Origin of the sequence: Cognatundibacterium rivi (assembly GCF_018139565.1) — a bacterium.
GTDB classification, from domain to species: Bacteria; Pseudomonadota; Gammaproteobacteria; order Burkholderiales; family Burkholderiaceae_D; genus Undibacterium; species Undibacterium rivi.
Window position 1 is genome coordinate 41,991 of the sequence record NZ_JAGSPK010000002.1, and the last position, 15,982, is coordinate 57,972.

Genomic DNA, 15,982 nt, shown 5'->3' on the forward strand with positions numbered 1-15,982 from the left:
CGCCTGATGTTAGGTGTCTCTTGTTTTTTTGTAGTCGATATTTTTCATCCATGACTTTATTTGAAATCCTGATTCTGCTTGCATTGGCGGTTCTGATCGTCTTAACAGCGATCATCTTGCTGCGTCATCGTTCCGGGCAGAATGACGTGCCGACATTGGATTTGCTGGCGCTGCAAAATTTTTTACAGCAGGCGCAGCAACAGCAAATGCTGAGTCAGGAGCGCACTGAACGTTCGTTACGTGAACAAGTACAGTCAACCGCTCTGGCAACCCGTCAGGAATTAGGCGCCAATTTCAGCCGGTTTCAGCAGGGGCTGGCAACACAATTAACCAGTGTCGCAACCTTACAGAAAAATCAGATCGATAGTTTTTCCCAGCAATTAGTCAAGCTCAGCGAAAGCAATGCCCAGCAGCTGGAACAGATGCGTCTGGCCTTGATACAACAAAGCCAGAATGCGCGTGAAGAGCAGGGCGTCAGTCTGAAAGCATTTGCGGACACGCTGAATCAGACTTTGACCAGTCTGACCGAATCCAACGCCCAGCGCATGGGGGAAATCCGTGCGACGCTGGAACAAAAAATACAGCAACTGCAAGCGGAAAATGCCAGCAAGCTCGAAGAAATGCGCAAGACCGTGGATGAAAAACTCCACGCAACGCTGGAACAGCGTTTAGGCGAATCATTTAAGCTGGTGTCTGATCGTCTCGAAAAAGTGCATCAGGGACTCGGTGAGATGCAGCAACTGGCGATCGGTGTCGGCGATCTGAAACGTGTGCTCACCAATGTGAAAACCCGTGGCACCTGGGGTGAAGTGCAGTTGGAAATGGTGCTGGAGCAAATGCTGACACCGGATCAATACGCAAAGAATGTTGAAACGATACCGGGCACAGGCGAGCGGGTCGAGTTCGCGATTAAATTGCCGGGTAAGGAAGATGACAAAGCACCGGTCTGGATGCCGATCGATGCGAAGTTTCCGAAAGAGCAGTATGAGCGTTTGCTCGATGCTGCTGAGCGTGCCGATGCCGAAGGTGTGGCGACGGCCGGTAAAGAACTGGAGCGTGCCATACGTGGCGAAGCAAAAACAATTTCCGAAAAATATCTGTCACCACCATTGACGACTGACTTTGCGATTCTGTTTTTGCCGACCGAAGGTTTGTATGCGGAAGTCATGCGTCGTCCCGGCCTGGCAGATGAATTGCAACGTTCCTGCCGCGTTTCTATTGCCGGGCCTTCCACGTTATCGGCCTTGTTGAATAGTCTGCAAATGGGATTCCGTACGCTGGTACTGGAAAAGCGCTCATCTGAAGTCTGGCAGGTGCTGGGTGCCGTGAAAACGGAATTCGGCAAGTTTGGAGATGTGCTGGCAGCGACTAAACTGACACTGGAGCGGGCAGCAAAAAATATCGACAATGCCGAAGTCCGGACCCGTCAGATGACGCGCAAACTCAAGCAAGTAGAGGCGTTGCCGACCGATGTTGCGCAAAGCTTGCTCGGTGTTGCGGAAGATGATTTAAGTTCAGAATAGCGACCTGGTCGCATCGCTGTTTTTATTCTGTTGCTGCACTTTGAATTGCCCGCGCTCAGATAGATTGTGCCTGATCCGGGCTGGATTCGTATCTGGCAATCGCATACGCGCTGCGACCACTTTGTTTCGCTTCATACATGGCCAGATCCGTTTCTGCGAGTAATTTTTCCGCCGAAAAAATGCCCCCGGACGCATAGTTGATACCGATGCTGGCACCTGTACTTGCGCTGATTCCATGGCCGACATCGATAGGGCGACATGCTTCGGTAATGATCTTGCCGGCGATTTCTATCGCTTTCTCCTGATCCGTCATATCGCATAACAAGACGACAAATTCATCACCACCAAGGCGGGCAATGAAGTCGGTTTTTCTTAAAATATTTGTCAAGACGGTGCTGAAATGGATCAGCACCAAGTCACCCGCTTTATGACCATAAGTGTCGTTGACTTCCTTAAATTTATCCAGGTCGATCAATAACAGAAAAAATGGAGAGGGATGTCCGTGTGCGTTTTCTTTCATCAGATAAGCGAGTTTTCGTTCCAGACCCAAGCGATTGTTCAGACCGGTTAAATGATCGGTGATCGCCAGTTGCTGGGCTGCTTCTTCTTTGTACTTGCGCTCGGTAATGTCGTTGATTAGGCCTTGCAATAAATCATTTTCAGCCGCATGCAACACAATATTGATCCACTTTTTCTCTTTCAGTCTGCCTGGCTCTATGCAAAAATCTTCCGATACCACCCGGGATTCATTTAAGGCCGCGTCGATCATCAGATGCAGACGTAATTCCTGCCCGCTGATCAGATCAAGCAGCGCCGCGGAAGGAGAGCCGTTGTCAGTTGCAATGCTGAGCATGCGTGTCAGGGCCTGATTGTAAGAGAGCAGTTCACCCTTACCATTCATTTTGAAAATACCTGTTTCAGCATTTTCAAAAAAGGTTTGAAATTTTCTTTCTTCCAGCGCATGTTGAAGCCGCAAATTTTTTTCTTCATCGAGCGACGAAACCAGATCTGCAATAATTTGATTCACATCGTTAACTAAACGCCCCAATTCATTTTCCTTATTGTTTTCAGGGTGCTTCAGTAATTCACCTTTTTGTGGTGACAGGGCATGTAATCGGTCAGAAATGATTTTGATCGGGCGTGTAAAAAATACGAAGACGATCAACGATAAAACAGATGCGATCAGCAGATTCTGAAACAACAGCAATTCAACAATAAACAGGGCTTTCTCCGTACTGTTTTTATTAACGGTTGCCTGATTGATTTCCATGTTCACCGTACAGACTTTTTCTCTGGGATTGAACGGCGAGAAAATTTCTCTGCTGATGAAATCCGGATAGTGTTTGAAGAAAAACGGCAATTCAAATGAGGTGGGAATCGAAGTTTTTTGTGAGACGGCCAGCATTGTTTTACCGCTATGAATCGTAACTTTGCTGACGACATTATTTTTGCTGATGCCGTTGACGACTTCATTGGCAAGATTTTTGTCAGACAGATAGCAGGCAATGCTGGCGGTATTTTCTGCCGAATTCAGCAGATCCTGCATGGTGCTGATGGTGTGCTTTTGTTCGTCATCAAAAAAATAAACATAGCTGGCCAATGAAAAAAAGATGCCGATAATTAAGCTGACTCCCAGCAAGGCGAGGGAGCTGCGTATCGCAATATTATTTCGAATCAGTTGGCGCATGCAGAAGGGGAATCAGTTGCTCAGAAGGAGTATGAGTTTAACTCTTTTGTCGATCTTCTTGCTGTCAATATAGGCAATTGCCCCTTTATTCTCACTGACCAGATTGATTGCGTCTTCCATACTGTTGACTTGTAATGGCGGTTGCCCGAGTCCGGAGAAACGTAATCTGGCCCAATACGAGTTGATCTCTGCCAGCTCTTTACCCACCAACAGAGAGTAAAACTGCATTTTTTCATGATTGGTATTACTCAGATCAATCGGCATGCCAGTTAAACCATTCGGTAACTTTCTGGTTCTTCCCATATAAATGTTGATGACTTCGTCTTTGCTGAGTTTTTCTATACCGCTATTGGGATTCGCAATCACGGCAAGCTCTGCTGACGCATTGCCGCAGATAAGCAGCAACGCCAGACATAAAAAATTGATCAGATATGGCATGCAGATTCAGAATACAAAGTTGTAGGCAACACTCAGCAGGTTCGCATGGCCATCCCATCCTTCTTGCGGATTGCGAACCAGGAAATGTTTCTGACTACGGATATGATCGAATTGCACTTTGATATTGGCGTTGTCGCCCAGATCGTAACGGATCCCTGCGGTAAAAGTCTGCTGACCGTTTGGCGTCAGCTGTTTGTTGATTCCGGAGATTGTATTTTTCAGCCGCGGTGATAGCGCCGGGTCTGTCGTTATTTGTTTATCGGCGCCTTGCTGGCGGGAAGCGGAAACGGTAGCGTAGGGTGTCCATTTTTTTATGCGGTAACTCATCGTCAGATACGCTGCATCTGAGTTTTGCAACAGCACTGAATCGGACTCGATGCGGCCTAGCATGAGTTGCGCCTGAAGCGACCCGTGATCAAGCACGGCACCAATCGACGTATATTTTAATTTTTTTCCATGCGTAGTCAGCTGATCTGCGATACCCAACGAGGCCGGAACACTTGCCGTAATTGACGGGGATGTTAACTCAGCCACGATGGGATCAAACTGGCTGTAGTCGTCGGCGAGTTTCAGTTCAGAATAGCCCGCTCTGATTGTCCAGTTTTTTTGCTGGTATTCAAGATGACCGCCACTTAACGCCGAATGATTCAGCGAGTAGTGTTTGTTCGCTGACCCGAGGTAAATTTTTTCACGTGCCAATCCATAAAAAAACTTCGCCTTGAGATGACCATTGCCCAGAGGATGGGATAGCACTGTGTCAGCTCCGTCAAAATAAGACACAATAAGTCTGCCGAAAAAGTCGATCGGCGGCCGTACCCACGTGTAGGAGTAGCCGATATTTCTCGAATCTGCCAGCATATAGACGTCAAATCCTAAACGTCCGGCGCGTAATTGAAATTTGTCATCGGGGCTGTAGCTGGCGTATGCCCAGGTTACAGTGGGGGCGAAGTTATCTGCGCTTTTCCGGCTGACGACCTGGATTGCTGCATCAAAATTGTCGCTGAAACTGCGGTTGATTTGCAGCCCCAGATTACTGTCGATACCAGCGTCGGTCTGTCGCGTGTAGCCAACCCCAGAATCTTGCGATAAATCACGCACAATGTCTGCCTGACGGGTATCGCTGTGTGATATGCCGAGGGTACCAAAACCTGTAATTGAATAGTCTTTTTCGCCAGCAGCGGCAGTGTTTTGTGTGCTGAGTACGACAAGCGCCAGGATGGAAAGTTTTAATGACCAAGCAGACATAGATACATTTTTATATTGCGCTACCCGTTGTGTTTAGCAGCGGGTAGCGGATTCCGGCAGCGTCGAATAATGCTCTGATTCTTGTCTGAACAAAGGGCTTATTTCTTTTCAGCTGGTTTTTGTTTGGCGATGATCAGATCTTTGATGCCGTTGTACACGTCTTTAGTCAGTATCTTTTTCGTCAACAATTCATCTTTGCCTTTGTAAGGGCGACCTTTGATGATGGCATCGGAACGGACATCGCCAATTTTTGGCAGGGTTGCTAATTCTTCTTTGCTGGCGTTGTTAATATCGAGCAGTTCAGTTTTTGCACTTGCGGACGCAGAGGCCGCCGCTGGCGCTTTCTTTGCCTCATCTTTAGCATGAACGACACCAGTTGCGAGCAAAGTAAAACCCGCGCATATCAACAATTTCTTTAACGTATTCTTCATATGAACTCCCATACCAGAGGTTGAATAATTAAGGCCGTGTTGTACGTGATGCGTACCTGATTTGATTGATGATTTAATCGTCGATTTGTCGACGAAATGCGATTGGTATGGATAGCATACAGCAGCTATCCATACTTGCGCATCTTATTGCGTTTGCGTTGCTGAAGTAATGAAGACCGGAGTCACAGGAACGTTACTCAAACCTCCTTGTGTTGATACCGGTACCACGCGGATCAGATCAACCACATCCAGACCTGCAACGACTTTGCCGAACACCGCATAACCGGCATTCGTGCTGCTGTAATCAAAAGCAGTGTTATCGACAGTGTTGAAATAGAACTGGGATGTTGCAGAATCGGCGACGCTGGTACGTGCCATACCAATGGTGCCGCGGGTATTGCTCAGACCATTACTTGACTCCAGTTTAATTGCCGCAGAGGTTGGTGCCAGTTGCAGATCTGCTGTGTAACCACCACCCTGAACCACAAGATTGGCTTCAACACGATGGAAGATTTTGCTTGGATAAAAACCGCTCTCAACATAGTTGAGGAAATTGTCAACGGTGACAGGTGCTTTGGCCGGATTCAATTCAATGACGATATTTCCTTTGCTGGTACCCATTGTGACTTGTGGCTGCGCGCTCAGTGAGGATGTCAGTGAAGCCTGATACAAACTGCCGCCGCTGGCGTTAGTGATGGTTGCTACGCCTGTACCAACACCGACGATTTTGCACGTGAACGTACGTTTTGTGGCAGAACCGCCTGCGACTTCCGTCAGACTAAGGCAGAGTGGATTGACAACAGTAATTCCCTTATCCAGATTCTGGCCGTTGATCGTCATCGTGTATGTTTTGCGATAAGCAATCTGGGAATTTTCGACGCTGCTGACCGTGGCGAGCACGGTCGTCGTCTCTTTAGATCCACCGCAGCCGCTCAGTAAAACGAGGGATGTACATGTACCCAGTAACCATGTTGAAGCTTTCACTCTGATCTCCGTCTAAATAGAAAAATGAATTGTACTTTGTCTCATGCCAGAATAGCTGGAAATGATGGTTTTATAGCATTCCGTCGAACAGCAAAACGGTGACTTTGTCGCCAGCGGACACCTGATCCTGATCGTGCTGCAAAACGATCATGCAATTGGCTTCGGACATCGAACGAAGAATACCGGAACCTTGCGAGCCGGTCACGCTGACTTCTAATTCGCCACTCGCGTTCGTCGTGAGAATGCCGCGTTGGTATTCAGTGCGTCCGGGACGCTTGCGTATCGCGGTTTTACTGATGACCGGAATCAATGGCAGCGGTGCTGCATTCGCACCCATCATGTGTAGCAAAGCCTGGCGTGCAAAGAAATAAAACGTCACCATCACAGCAACCGGATTACCCGGTAAGCCGAACAGGTAGGCGCTTTTTCCTTGTGAGTGAATTTTGCCGAAGGCCATAGGTCGCCCGGGGCGCATACCTATCGTCCAGAATGCAACGTCGCCCAGCTTGCCCATGATTTGCTTGGTGTAGTCGGCGGCACCAACGGATACGCCGCCCGAGGTAATGATGGCATCGGCATTTTCGCAGGCGGAGCGGAAGGCGGCTTCCAGCTCTGCTGGATCATCCTTGATGACACCCATGTCTACGATGTCGCAGCCAAGACGGCTCAGCATGCCATACAAAGTGTAGCGGTTGCTGTCGTAAACGCAGCCTTCATCGAGTGGTTCGCCAAGTGAACGCAATTCATCGCCGGTTGAAAAAAACGCGACGCGCAGCCGACGCTGTACCGGCACTTCGGCAACGCCGAGCGAGGCTAGCAGACCAAGATCTGCCGGGCGCAAAATTTTGCCGCGTTGCAGAGCTGTTTTGCCGTTCGCCAGGTCTTCACCTTTCAGACGCCGGTTGTCTCCGGTACGTACTTTGCCGGCGGGAATACCGACCTGCGCCTCGCTGGCATTGGTAGTAAATTCTTGTGGGATCACGGTGTCGCACGAAGCTGGCATGACCGCACCTGTCATGATGCGTACACATTCTCCGGCACCGACGTCGCCGTGATAAGCCCGCCCGGCAAAGGCGGTACCGACTATGTTGAAATCGCGGATGCCGGTCGCTGGCAGGTCGCTGCCATTGAGCGCATAACCGTCCATCGCCGAATTATCGTGCGCCGGAACGTCAATACCGGAAACGATATCCGTCGCCAGCACGCGGCCTAATGCCTGACGGATCGCCAGCTTTTCGATTGCCTGAACAGGTGCGATGAATTGCGCGATGATGTCTTGCGCCTTGGCGACGGGAAGTGCATGCGGATCGTAATCCGACATACAACTGACGATGTCGTGCAAGCTGGATGTGCTGGAAGCGTGAGTCATATCAGGTCTCGAATTGTCTTAGTTCTTGCAGAGTATTAATGTTGCGAAAGCCAGTATTGTCCTCGAAAACGACTTCAGCAATACGTAAATGTTGGAACCATGCGTCAACTTTGCGGCCACCCTGCGTCAGAAAAGCGGTCAGGTCGTCCAGCAGCGAGGCTTTCATCAGAGAAAATACCGGATGAGACTGACGGCGGGCAACGCCATCTTCATATTCTGTGGTAACCGCGACCGCCAGATCGGCATCATTGCTGAGCAGGCCCAGCGATAAACGCTCTGCCAGATCGGCAGGTAATAGAGGTGAGTCGCACGGCACTGTCAGCATATACGGTGTTTCGCAATGGACCAGACCGGTCTGTACTCCCGCCAGCGGGCCGGCGTAACCCTCAATCTGATCGGGCCAGACCTGGGTGCCGAAACTTTCATAGACCGCCAGATTCTGATTCGCGTTAATGATCATTTCGCCGACCTGCGGTGACAGCCGCATCAGGGCATGCAACGCCATTGGCGCACCGCGAAAACTCTGCAAGCCCTTATCGACTTGCCCCATGCGGGTACCACGTCCACCAGCCAGAATCAGGCCGGTGATCAGTTGTTTGTCTATGCCTGTCATGTTGTTTGTCTTTACTCTGAAGTGTTGGTTTATTGTGGCGCTGATTTCTTTGGAGTGATCTGCTGCATTGCTGCATTGCTGCATTTCAGGCAGAACCGTTGCCGGTCAGCCACCGATGTATGACATTTCTATCTTTTTACGCTGCTCCTGATCGGTAGCCGTTTGCTGGCTGCGCAGTTCAGAATAACGATCACTTCTTGATTGCCAGATACTGGCGACAACATTGGCGATTGCCAGGTCGGAATGCTTGGCCGGATCGCGCAATAATGCCCGCAAATCATGGCCGTGGGTGGCAAACAGGCAGGTGTATAACTTGCCTTCGGTGGATAAGCGTGCGCGGCTGCAATCGTGACAGAAAGCGTGAGTGACGCTGGAAATGACGCCAATTTCACTCTGGCTTCCCAGATGCTGCCAGCGTTCTGCCGTTTCTCCGACATAGTTTGCAGTCATCGCTTTGAGCGGCATGCCCGCATCCTGAATGCGCTGAACGATCTGTGCCGATGGAATAACTTCATCCAGTTTCCAGCCGTTGGAGGCGCCGACATCCATGTATTCGATGAAGCGCAAGATATGCGGTGTGTCTTTGAAATAGCGCGCCATGGCCGCTACTTCGTGATCGTTGACGCCAGCTTTGACCACCATGTTGATTTTGATCGGGCCCAGTCCCGCCGCCTGCGCCGCATCGATGCCATCGAGTACTTGCGCGACAGAAAAATCGACATCGTTCATGCGTTTGAAAATGACGTCATCCAGCGAGTCGAGCGACACCGTTACGCGATTTAATCCGGCATCTTTCAGGCTTTGCGCTTTTTTTGTGAGTAGCGAGCCATTCGTCGTCAGGGTCAGATCGGGTGGATTGCCATCGGCTGTGCGCAGACTGGCCAGCATCTCAACCAGTTTTTCTATATTTTTTCTGAGCAGGGGTTCGCCACCGGTCAGGCGGATTTTTTTGACGCCATGTGCAATGAAAATACGCGCAATGCGGGTGATTTCTTCGAAACTCAGTAATGAGGTGTGCGGCAGATATTGATAGTCTTTATCGAAGACTTCTTTTGGCATGCAGTAAACGCAACGAAAGTTGCAGCGATCTGTGACCGATATGCGTAAATCGTGCAAAGGCCGCGCCAGCGTATCACTGAGAAATCCGTCCGGCTCGATCAGCCGGGGCGGTATTTTCAGTTGTGATAACTGCTGTCTCAGGTCGGTCAGGGGGATAAATTTTTCCGTCATTGAAGTGCTAACTCAGACTGTTTTTTGCATAAGCCGAGACAATACCATGAGAACGAAAAGAAGATTTTTCCCCGCTTGTTTCAGCTAGATTCAGATCAATTTTTGACACAACAAACCGAGTGCGCCAAATATTGCCAGCAAAGTTATTGTGCCGGGTTTGAAGCGAAATACAAGGATGCAGGCGAGCATCGTTAAGGCGATGGCGGGCAGATCCCATTGCTGTTGCTCGGTATAAAAAACGTGGCTCGCAAAAAATACGGCCAGACTGACGATGACGCCGACCACCGCGGCTGAAATCGCACTCAGCGGCGCGGTGAAGCGCAGTTGGTTGCGGGTCGATTCGACCAGTGGGCCGCCTGCCAGAATAAAAATAAACGATGGCAGAAAGGTGAAGAAAAAAGCGATGCAGGCACCCAGCAATCCAGCCAATAACTGGCTGTCTGCGCCCAATGGCAGTTGATTCCAGCCGCTGACAAAACCGACAAAGGCCACCACCATAATCAGCGGTCCGGGTGTGGTTTCACCGAGTGCCAGACCATCCATCATCTGCGCCGCGCTCAGCCATTGAAAATGATCGACTGCAGACTGAAAAACATACGGCAGCACGGCGTAGGCGCCGCCGAAACTCAATAAGGCTGTTTTGGTAAATAACCATGCCATTTCGCTCAATGGATTGTGCCAGCCCGTCGCATAAGCAATCAGGCTCCAGCCGCCAGCGCACAATACCAGGCCAGCGAGAGCAACCAGTATCAGATGGCGCAGTGAAAAGCGTGCATGCGGCGGCGTTGGCGTGTCATCGTCGATCAGCGCGTGCGGATGTGTTCTTTGTCCGCTGTCTGCATCAGGGTGTGCGGTTGGCAATTGACAATGCTGTCTGAACAAGGCACCAGCGCACGCGGCGAACAGAACGATGGCGGGGAAGGGTAGTTTAAATACAGTGATGGCAAGGAGGGCGCAGGCAGCAATTCCCTTCAGAAAATGCGTGCGCAGGCTACGGCTGCCGATACGCCAGGCGGCAGCCAGCACAATCGCGACGATGGCCGGTTTGATGCCATACAGTACGCCGGAAACGAGATGGTGTTTGCCGAACACCATATACGCCCACGACAGACCAATCAGAATAAACAGGCTGGGCAGGATAAACAAAATGCCCGCCATCAGCCCGCCTATCGTTCTGTGCATCAGCCAGCCAATGTACACCGCGAGTTGCGTCGCTTCCGGCCCTGGCAGCAGCATGCAGTAGTTCAACGCATGTAAAAAACGCCGCTCGGAAATCCAGCGCCGCTGATCGACGAGTTCGGCATGCATCATCGCAATTTGTCCGGCCGGACCGCCGAAGCTGATAAAACCTAATTTCAGCCAGTACCAGAAAGCCGTTTTGAGAGAAATAGCCTGATCAGGATGCGTCGTTGTTTCCATGGCGTTGATATTGATATTGGCTGGTGAGGATTGAATGGAGCGAGGAGTTGCGCTTCAGCATGCCGTTGTCGCAACGCACGATGCAAAAATGCCTGATTATCGGGGTAAATATACTCCCGGGGAGTATATTTTCTAGCCCTTTAAATATGCTGAGGATAGCCCGATTTATCTCAATAATGGGGGGAGTATCCAATAAAAGTAAAAAAGTCGGCAAACTTTTTGAGTTTGCCGACTTTGTGTAACGCTGCATGTCAGCGTTGAACGATCGCCTCGGATTACCGACGAGTTTCAACCAGAACCAGCGGCTCAGTCGATGCCGGCGGCAATGGCTTGCGCTCGCGTGGCACACGTGCCGGTGCTGTCGTCTGGCTGACGCTATCCTGTGCTGCACGCAGCTTTTCAGGATTGGTCACTGCCAGTTCCAGACCTGCGGCGTTCAGCATTTGCTTCAGTTCCTCAACAGGCATGCTGGCTGCAGCAGGCTTGGTGCGAACTGGCGCAGGCGTTGGCACCGGTGTCGCCGGTACTTCTGCTACTTCTGCTGCTTTTGCTGTTTCAGCTGCTTCTGTTGCGACAACTGCGACCGGCTCAATCACGCTGACAACGATGGCTGGTGCTGGTTCAGCCGCAACTGCTACCGATTCAGTCTGCGTTGCTGCTGGTGCGGTTACTACCGGTTCCACAACTTCCGCTGGTGCAGAAACAGGGGCATTTTTTACTTCGGCAACTTCAACCGGCGCTGCAACAACATCGACAGCATTGATGACCGCTGGCGCAACTGGTGCGCTGTTGACTTCTGTTGCTGGCGCTGAAACCTCAGCAGGTGCAGGTTGCGTCGCGACAGCGATCACTGGTGCAACCGGAGCTACTGAGATGACAGGCGTTTCCTGCGCAGGCTGCACAACTGGTGTTGCTGTAATGCTTGCTGCAACAGTTGCGGCGACAGGTGCCATTGCCTCAATAACAGGCGCTGGCGTCACTATCGTTACCGGTGCTGCCCCACTGCTTGCATCAGTCGCAACGGGGACAAAGGCTTCGGTACCAGATTCCGCGATGACTTCGCCTTGCTCATTCAATTCACCTGGTTCGCGATCGCGGCGGTTACGGTTGCGGCCACCACGACGACGACGACGACGACGCTCTTCGCTTTGCTCCGTATTCTCGTTGTCCGCAACAGGCTCAACACCGTTGACTGGCAAAGTTTCCGGAACGACTTGTACCGGCACCGGATCAAGATGCTTCTGAATCTGCTCGTCGGCCTTTGCATCGGCTGTCATTGCTTCTTTGCGTTCATCGCGTTGACGTTGCTGACGTTCGCGGCGATTTTCCTGACCTTCTTTTGGCTCACGTGGCTCGCGTGGTTCACGGGCTTGCTTCGCTTGCTTTGGGGGACGTGCTGATTCTTGTGTTACCGCCGGTTTGTCGGTATCCGGTTTTTCCGTTTTTTCAGCTTTGTCGTTACGGCCATTTGCGTTGGTCGGGCGATCTTCACGCTCGTCGCGGTCACGATTGCGACGGTTGCGATTGCGTGGATTGTTGCGTGAGTTGCGGCCATTACGATCGCGTTCAGCCGATTTATCGTCGCTGACGACAGGTGTTTCGACAGTGGCAGGCGCTTCTGATTTGCCGAACAGGAAGCCCATTACCTTGCTGAAGAAGCCCGGCGCAGGCGCTGCAACTGCAACCGGAGTCGCTACCTCTTTGCGTTCGACGATAGGTGCCTGATCAGGCGTGATGCTTTTCACGACAGCTTCCTGACGTGGTTTGATATCTTCTTTCTGGCGTTTGCTATAGCCGATATCCGTATCCGCTTGCTCAGCCATGGCGTAGCTGGCGTGATGTTCTTCCAGACGTGGATCATCCGTTTTCAGACGATCAAGTTTGTAATGCGGCGTTTCGAGATGTGTGTTCGGAATCAGAATCACCGTCACGCGATGACGCGTTTCGATCTTCAGAATTTCGCCACGTTTTTCATTCAGCAGGAACGCAGCAACATCGACCGGAACCTGCGCATGAATCGCGGCAGAGTTTTCCTTCATTGCTTCTTCCTGGATGATACGCAGGACTTGTAATGCAGAAGATTCGGTGTCGCGGATGTGGCCAGTGCCATTGCAGCGTGGGCACGTGACGTGGCTGCCTTCGGACAGGGAAGGGCGCAAGCGCTGGCGTGATAATTCCATCAGGCCAAAGCGGGAAATTTTACCCATCTGTACGCGGGCGCGGTCATAGCGCAGCGCATCTTTCAGGCGTTGTTCGACTTCGCGTTGGTTCTTGGCGTTTTCCATGTCGATAAAATCGATCACGATCAGACCGCCTAAGTCACGCAAACGCAGTTGACGGGCAACTTCCTCTGCAGCTTCCAGATTGGTGTTGAACGCCGTGGTTTCAATGTCGCCACCGCGGGTAGAGCGTGCTGAGTTGACGTCAACAGAGACCAAAGCTTCAGTATGATCGATGACGATTGCGCCACCGGATGGCAATGGTACTGTGCGGCTGTAAGCAGTCTCGATCTGATGTTCGATCTGGAAACGCGAGAACAGCGGCACGTCGTCGCTGTAACGCTTCACACGATGCACCATGTCGGGCATCACGTGGCTCATAAACTGCTGTGCCTGTTCGTAAATTTCGTCGGTATCGATCAGGATTTCGCCGATATCCGGCTGGAAGTAATCACGAATCGCACGAATGACGAGTGAGGATTCCTGGTAAATCAGGAAGGCACCCGGTGTGGATTTGCCAGCGCCTTCAATCGCACGCCAGAGTTGCATCAGGTAGTTCAGATCCCATTGCAATTCATCGACATTACGGCCGATGCCTGCAGTGCGGGCAATTACGGACATGCCAGTCGGCAGATCCAGCTTATCCATTGTGTCGCGCAATTCCTGACGGTCTTCGCCTTCCACCCGGCGCGATACACCGCCGCCACGTGGGTTGTTTGGCATCAGCACCAGATAGCGACCTGCCAGTGAAATGAAGGAAGTCAGTGCGGCACCTTTGTTGCCGCGTTCTTCTTTTTCCACCTGCACCATGATTTCCTGGCCTTCGCGCAGGGCTTCTTTGATGGAGGTGTTGCGGACGTCGATACCTTCTTTGAAATAAGAGCGGGCGACTTCTTTAAATGGAAGGAAACCGTGACGTTCTTCGCCGTAGTTGACGAAGCAGGCTTCGAGAGAAGGTTCGATGCGGGTGATAACACCCTTGTAGATATTGGACTTGCGTAATTCGCGACCGGCGGTCTCGATATCAATGTCGATGAGTTTTTGCCCATTGACGATAGCAACACGCAGTTCTTCTTGCTGTGTTGCGTTGAACAGCATACGTTTCATGTTTTTACTCCGTGACCTGTTGGTCATCTTTTGTCACACATTCATCGCTGAGCATGTGACTGTACTGATATGGGGATGTATGCCAGGACGGAGCGTCTGAAGGAGGGGGAAATGCCTGTGGCGCAGCAGGATAATATCGCTGTCAGTGATGAAACTGCTTTGCGACGAAAATTAATTTCAATTTTTATTCTGCTTCGCGCCGGGCGCGTCTGATTCGGGTACGAAGTCGAGTGCACATGTCCCCCGCGTTGTCTGAACTTGCTAAATTTGTGCAATAGCGAAGTACAACGCCAGGCGATGAGCAACTTTGGTGTCAGACCATCTTATTGTGTTGTGTCTGACGGAATCGCCTTTACTACCAGAATCATCATAGGCAAGCATGCTTATTCATCAATAAACCAGCACCTCTTGCCTAACTTATCCTTACTATTCAAACTCTCTGATCCAACCTCGTTTCACTGAAGTCCGACAGCAACAGTTGGTTGCCACCTTGACCCGTCAACGACGTCGCATACACATCTTTTCCATCATATTTGCAAACTGGCGAGGCTGATGGACTGACCCCTGTGTAAAATAGCTGTTTATTTCTATTACACTGCTAAAGCGTAATTGCTGAAGCGAAAATGATTATATATTCAAAATGAAGGACTTAGCGATAATTAATGGGGGAAGGCATCAAAAACAGATGCAAACAACGCCTCCGCAAGAGCCTTCAGCTTCTGCGCCCCGGGTACAGCTCCTGACAATCTCTGAAGAAGAGGCAGGTCAGCGCATCGACAATTTTCTTTTACGTATATGTAAAGGCGTGCCGAAAAGTCACGTTTACCGTGTGTTGCGCTCTGGGGAAGTGCGGGTGAATAAAGGGCGTATAGATCAGTTATACAGACTGGTGGAGGGGGATGTTGTCCGCGTTCCTCCTATACGTATGGCTGAGCAATCGACGCAAGTCGTTCCTAAACTTGAGTTCCCGATTTTGTTTGAGGATAACTATCTGCTGATCATCGATAAGCCTGCCGGAGTTGCGGTGCATGGTGGTTCGGGTGTCAGTTATGGCGTGATTGAGCAATTACGGGCGTCGCGCCCGGATGCCAAGTTTCTGGAGCTGGTGCATAGGCTTGACCGCGAAACATCCGGCATTCTGCTGATCGCAAAAAAACGGACAGCCTTAACAAATTTGCATGAGCAGATGCGCGATGGCCTGACCGATAAGCGTTATTACACACTGGTCTCTGGCGATTGGAAAAATGCCCGTCAACACGTGAAATTGCCGTTGCATAAGTACACCACAGGCGATGGCGAGCGGCGAGTGCGGGTGCAAGCGGATGGCATGGCGTCGCACACGATCTTTACACTCAAGAAGAAGTTTAAAGAATTTGCTTTGTTAGAGGCAGAATTAAAAACTGGGCGTACGCACCAGATTCGTGTGCATTTGTCTGCCAGTGGGTTTGCGATTGCCGGCGATGATAAATATGGGGATTTTCCCTTAAATAAAGCATTGCAGAAAGCAACGGCAACACGCGGTGCTCTCAAGCGTATGTTCTTGCATGCGCATCAGATTACTTTCACGCATCCTGAGAGCGGCAAACCGATGACAGTCAATGCCCGGCTTCCGGAAGAGTGCGAACACTTTCTGCGCAGCCTGGAGGCGTAGCGGAAAAACTTGAACGTTTATTAATGGTATGATCGAGGTACTCACAAGCAACATCAGTCCCCGTCT

General features: G+C 50.8%; 12 protein-coding genes. 2 read left to right on the forward strand and 10 right to left on the reverse strand.

Annotated features, from left to right (window positions below):
• The first annotated feature begins 50 nt into the window (after window positions 1-50).
• Window positions 51-1,523, forward strand: coding sequence for a DNA recombination protein RmuC (locus tag KDM87_RS04550; protein WP_212678000.1), 1,473 nt, complete (start codon window positions 51-53; stop codon window positions 1,521-1,523).
• Between the two features lie 55 nt (window positions 1,524-1,578).
• Here KDM87_RS04550 and KDM87_RS04555 read toward each other — a convergent pair whose 3' ends face one another.
• The 10 genes from KDM87_RS04555 to KDM87_RS04600 all read right to left on the reverse strand — a co-directional run bounded on the left by KDM87_RS04555 (window position 1,579) and on the right by KDM87_RS04600 (window position 14,265).
• Complete coding sequence (locus tag KDM87_RS04555; RefSeq protein ID WP_212678001.1) at window positions 1,579-3,210, reverse strand: sensor domain-containing diguanylate cyclase; 1,632 nt, start codon at window positions 3,208-3,210, stop codon at window positions 1,579-1,581.
• 12 nt (window positions 3,211-3,222) lie between these two features.
• Window positions 3,223-3,648: a type 2 periplasmic-binding domain-containing protein gene (locus KDM87_RS04560; protein WP_212678002.1), complete on the reverse strand. Its 426-nt coding sequence runs from the start codon at window positions 3,646-3,648 to the stop codon at window positions 3,223-3,225.
• A gap of 6 nt (window positions 3,649-3,654) precedes the next feature.
• Window positions 3,655-4,893: a porin gene (locus tag KDM87_RS04565; protein ID WP_212678003.1), complete on the reverse strand. Its 1,239-nt coding sequence runs from the start codon at window positions 4,891-4,893 to the stop codon at window positions 3,655-3,657.
• Window positions 4,894-4,991: 98 nt separating this feature from the next.
• Window positions 4,992-5,324 carry a ComEA family DNA-binding protein gene (locus KDM87_RS04570; RefSeq protein WP_212678004.1) on the reverse strand — a complete coding sequence of 111 codons (333 nt, stop codon included), beginning with the start codon at window positions 5,322-5,324 and terminating at the stop codon, window positions 4,992-4,994.
• A gap of 144 nt (window positions 5,325-5,468) precedes the next feature.
• The gene (locus KDM87_RS17915; RefSeq protein ID WP_329604895.1) at window positions 5,469-6,308 is read right to left on the reverse strand and encodes a peptidylprolyl isomerase; all 840 of its coding nucleotides are present in this window, start codon (window positions 6,306-6,308) and stop codon (window positions 5,469-5,471) included.
• Window positions 6,309-6,378: 70 nt separating this feature from the next.
• Entirely contained in the window at window positions 6,379-7,677 is a 1,299-nt protein-coding gene (moeA, locus tag KDM87_RS04580) for a molybdopterin molybdotransferase MoeA (protein ID WP_212678005.1), read from the reverse strand.
• A gap of 1 nt (window position 7,678) precedes the next feature.
• Entirely contained in the window at window positions 7,679-8,290 is a 612-nt protein-coding gene (mobA, locus tag KDM87_RS04585) for a molybdenum cofactor guanylyltransferase MobA (protein WP_212678006.1), read from the reverse strand.
• A gap of 105 nt (window positions 8,291-8,395) precedes the next feature.
• Window positions 8,396-9,520 (reverse strand): GTP 3',8-cyclase MoaA, encoded by a 1,125-nt coding sequence (moaA, locus tag KDM87_RS04590; RefSeq protein ID WP_212678007.1) that lies wholly within the window; start codon window positions 9,518-9,520, stop codon window positions 8,396-8,398.
• A 90-nt stretch (window positions 9,521-9,610) separates the two neighbouring features.
• Window positions 9,611-10,939 (reverse strand): chromate efflux transporter, encoded by a 1,329-nt coding sequence (chrA, locus tag KDM87_RS04595; protein ID WP_212678008.1) that lies wholly within the window; start codon window positions 10,937-10,939, stop codon window positions 9,611-9,613.
• Between the two features lie 275 nt (window positions 10,940-11,214).
• A complete protein-coding gene (locus KDM87_RS04600) occupies window positions 11,215-14,265 on the reverse strand; it encodes a ribonuclease E/G (RefSeq protein ID WP_212678009.1) in 3,051 nt (1,016 codons plus the stop codon).
• Between the two features lie 685 nt (window positions 14,266-14,950).
• Here KDM87_RS04600 and KDM87_RS04605 point away from each other — a divergent pair.
• Window positions 14,951-15,916, forward strand: coding sequence for an RluA family pseudouridine synthase (locus KDM87_RS04605; protein ID WP_230407601.1), 966 nt, complete (start codon window positions 14,951-14,953; stop codon window positions 15,914-15,916).
• Window positions 15,917-15,982 lie beyond the last annotated feature (66 nt).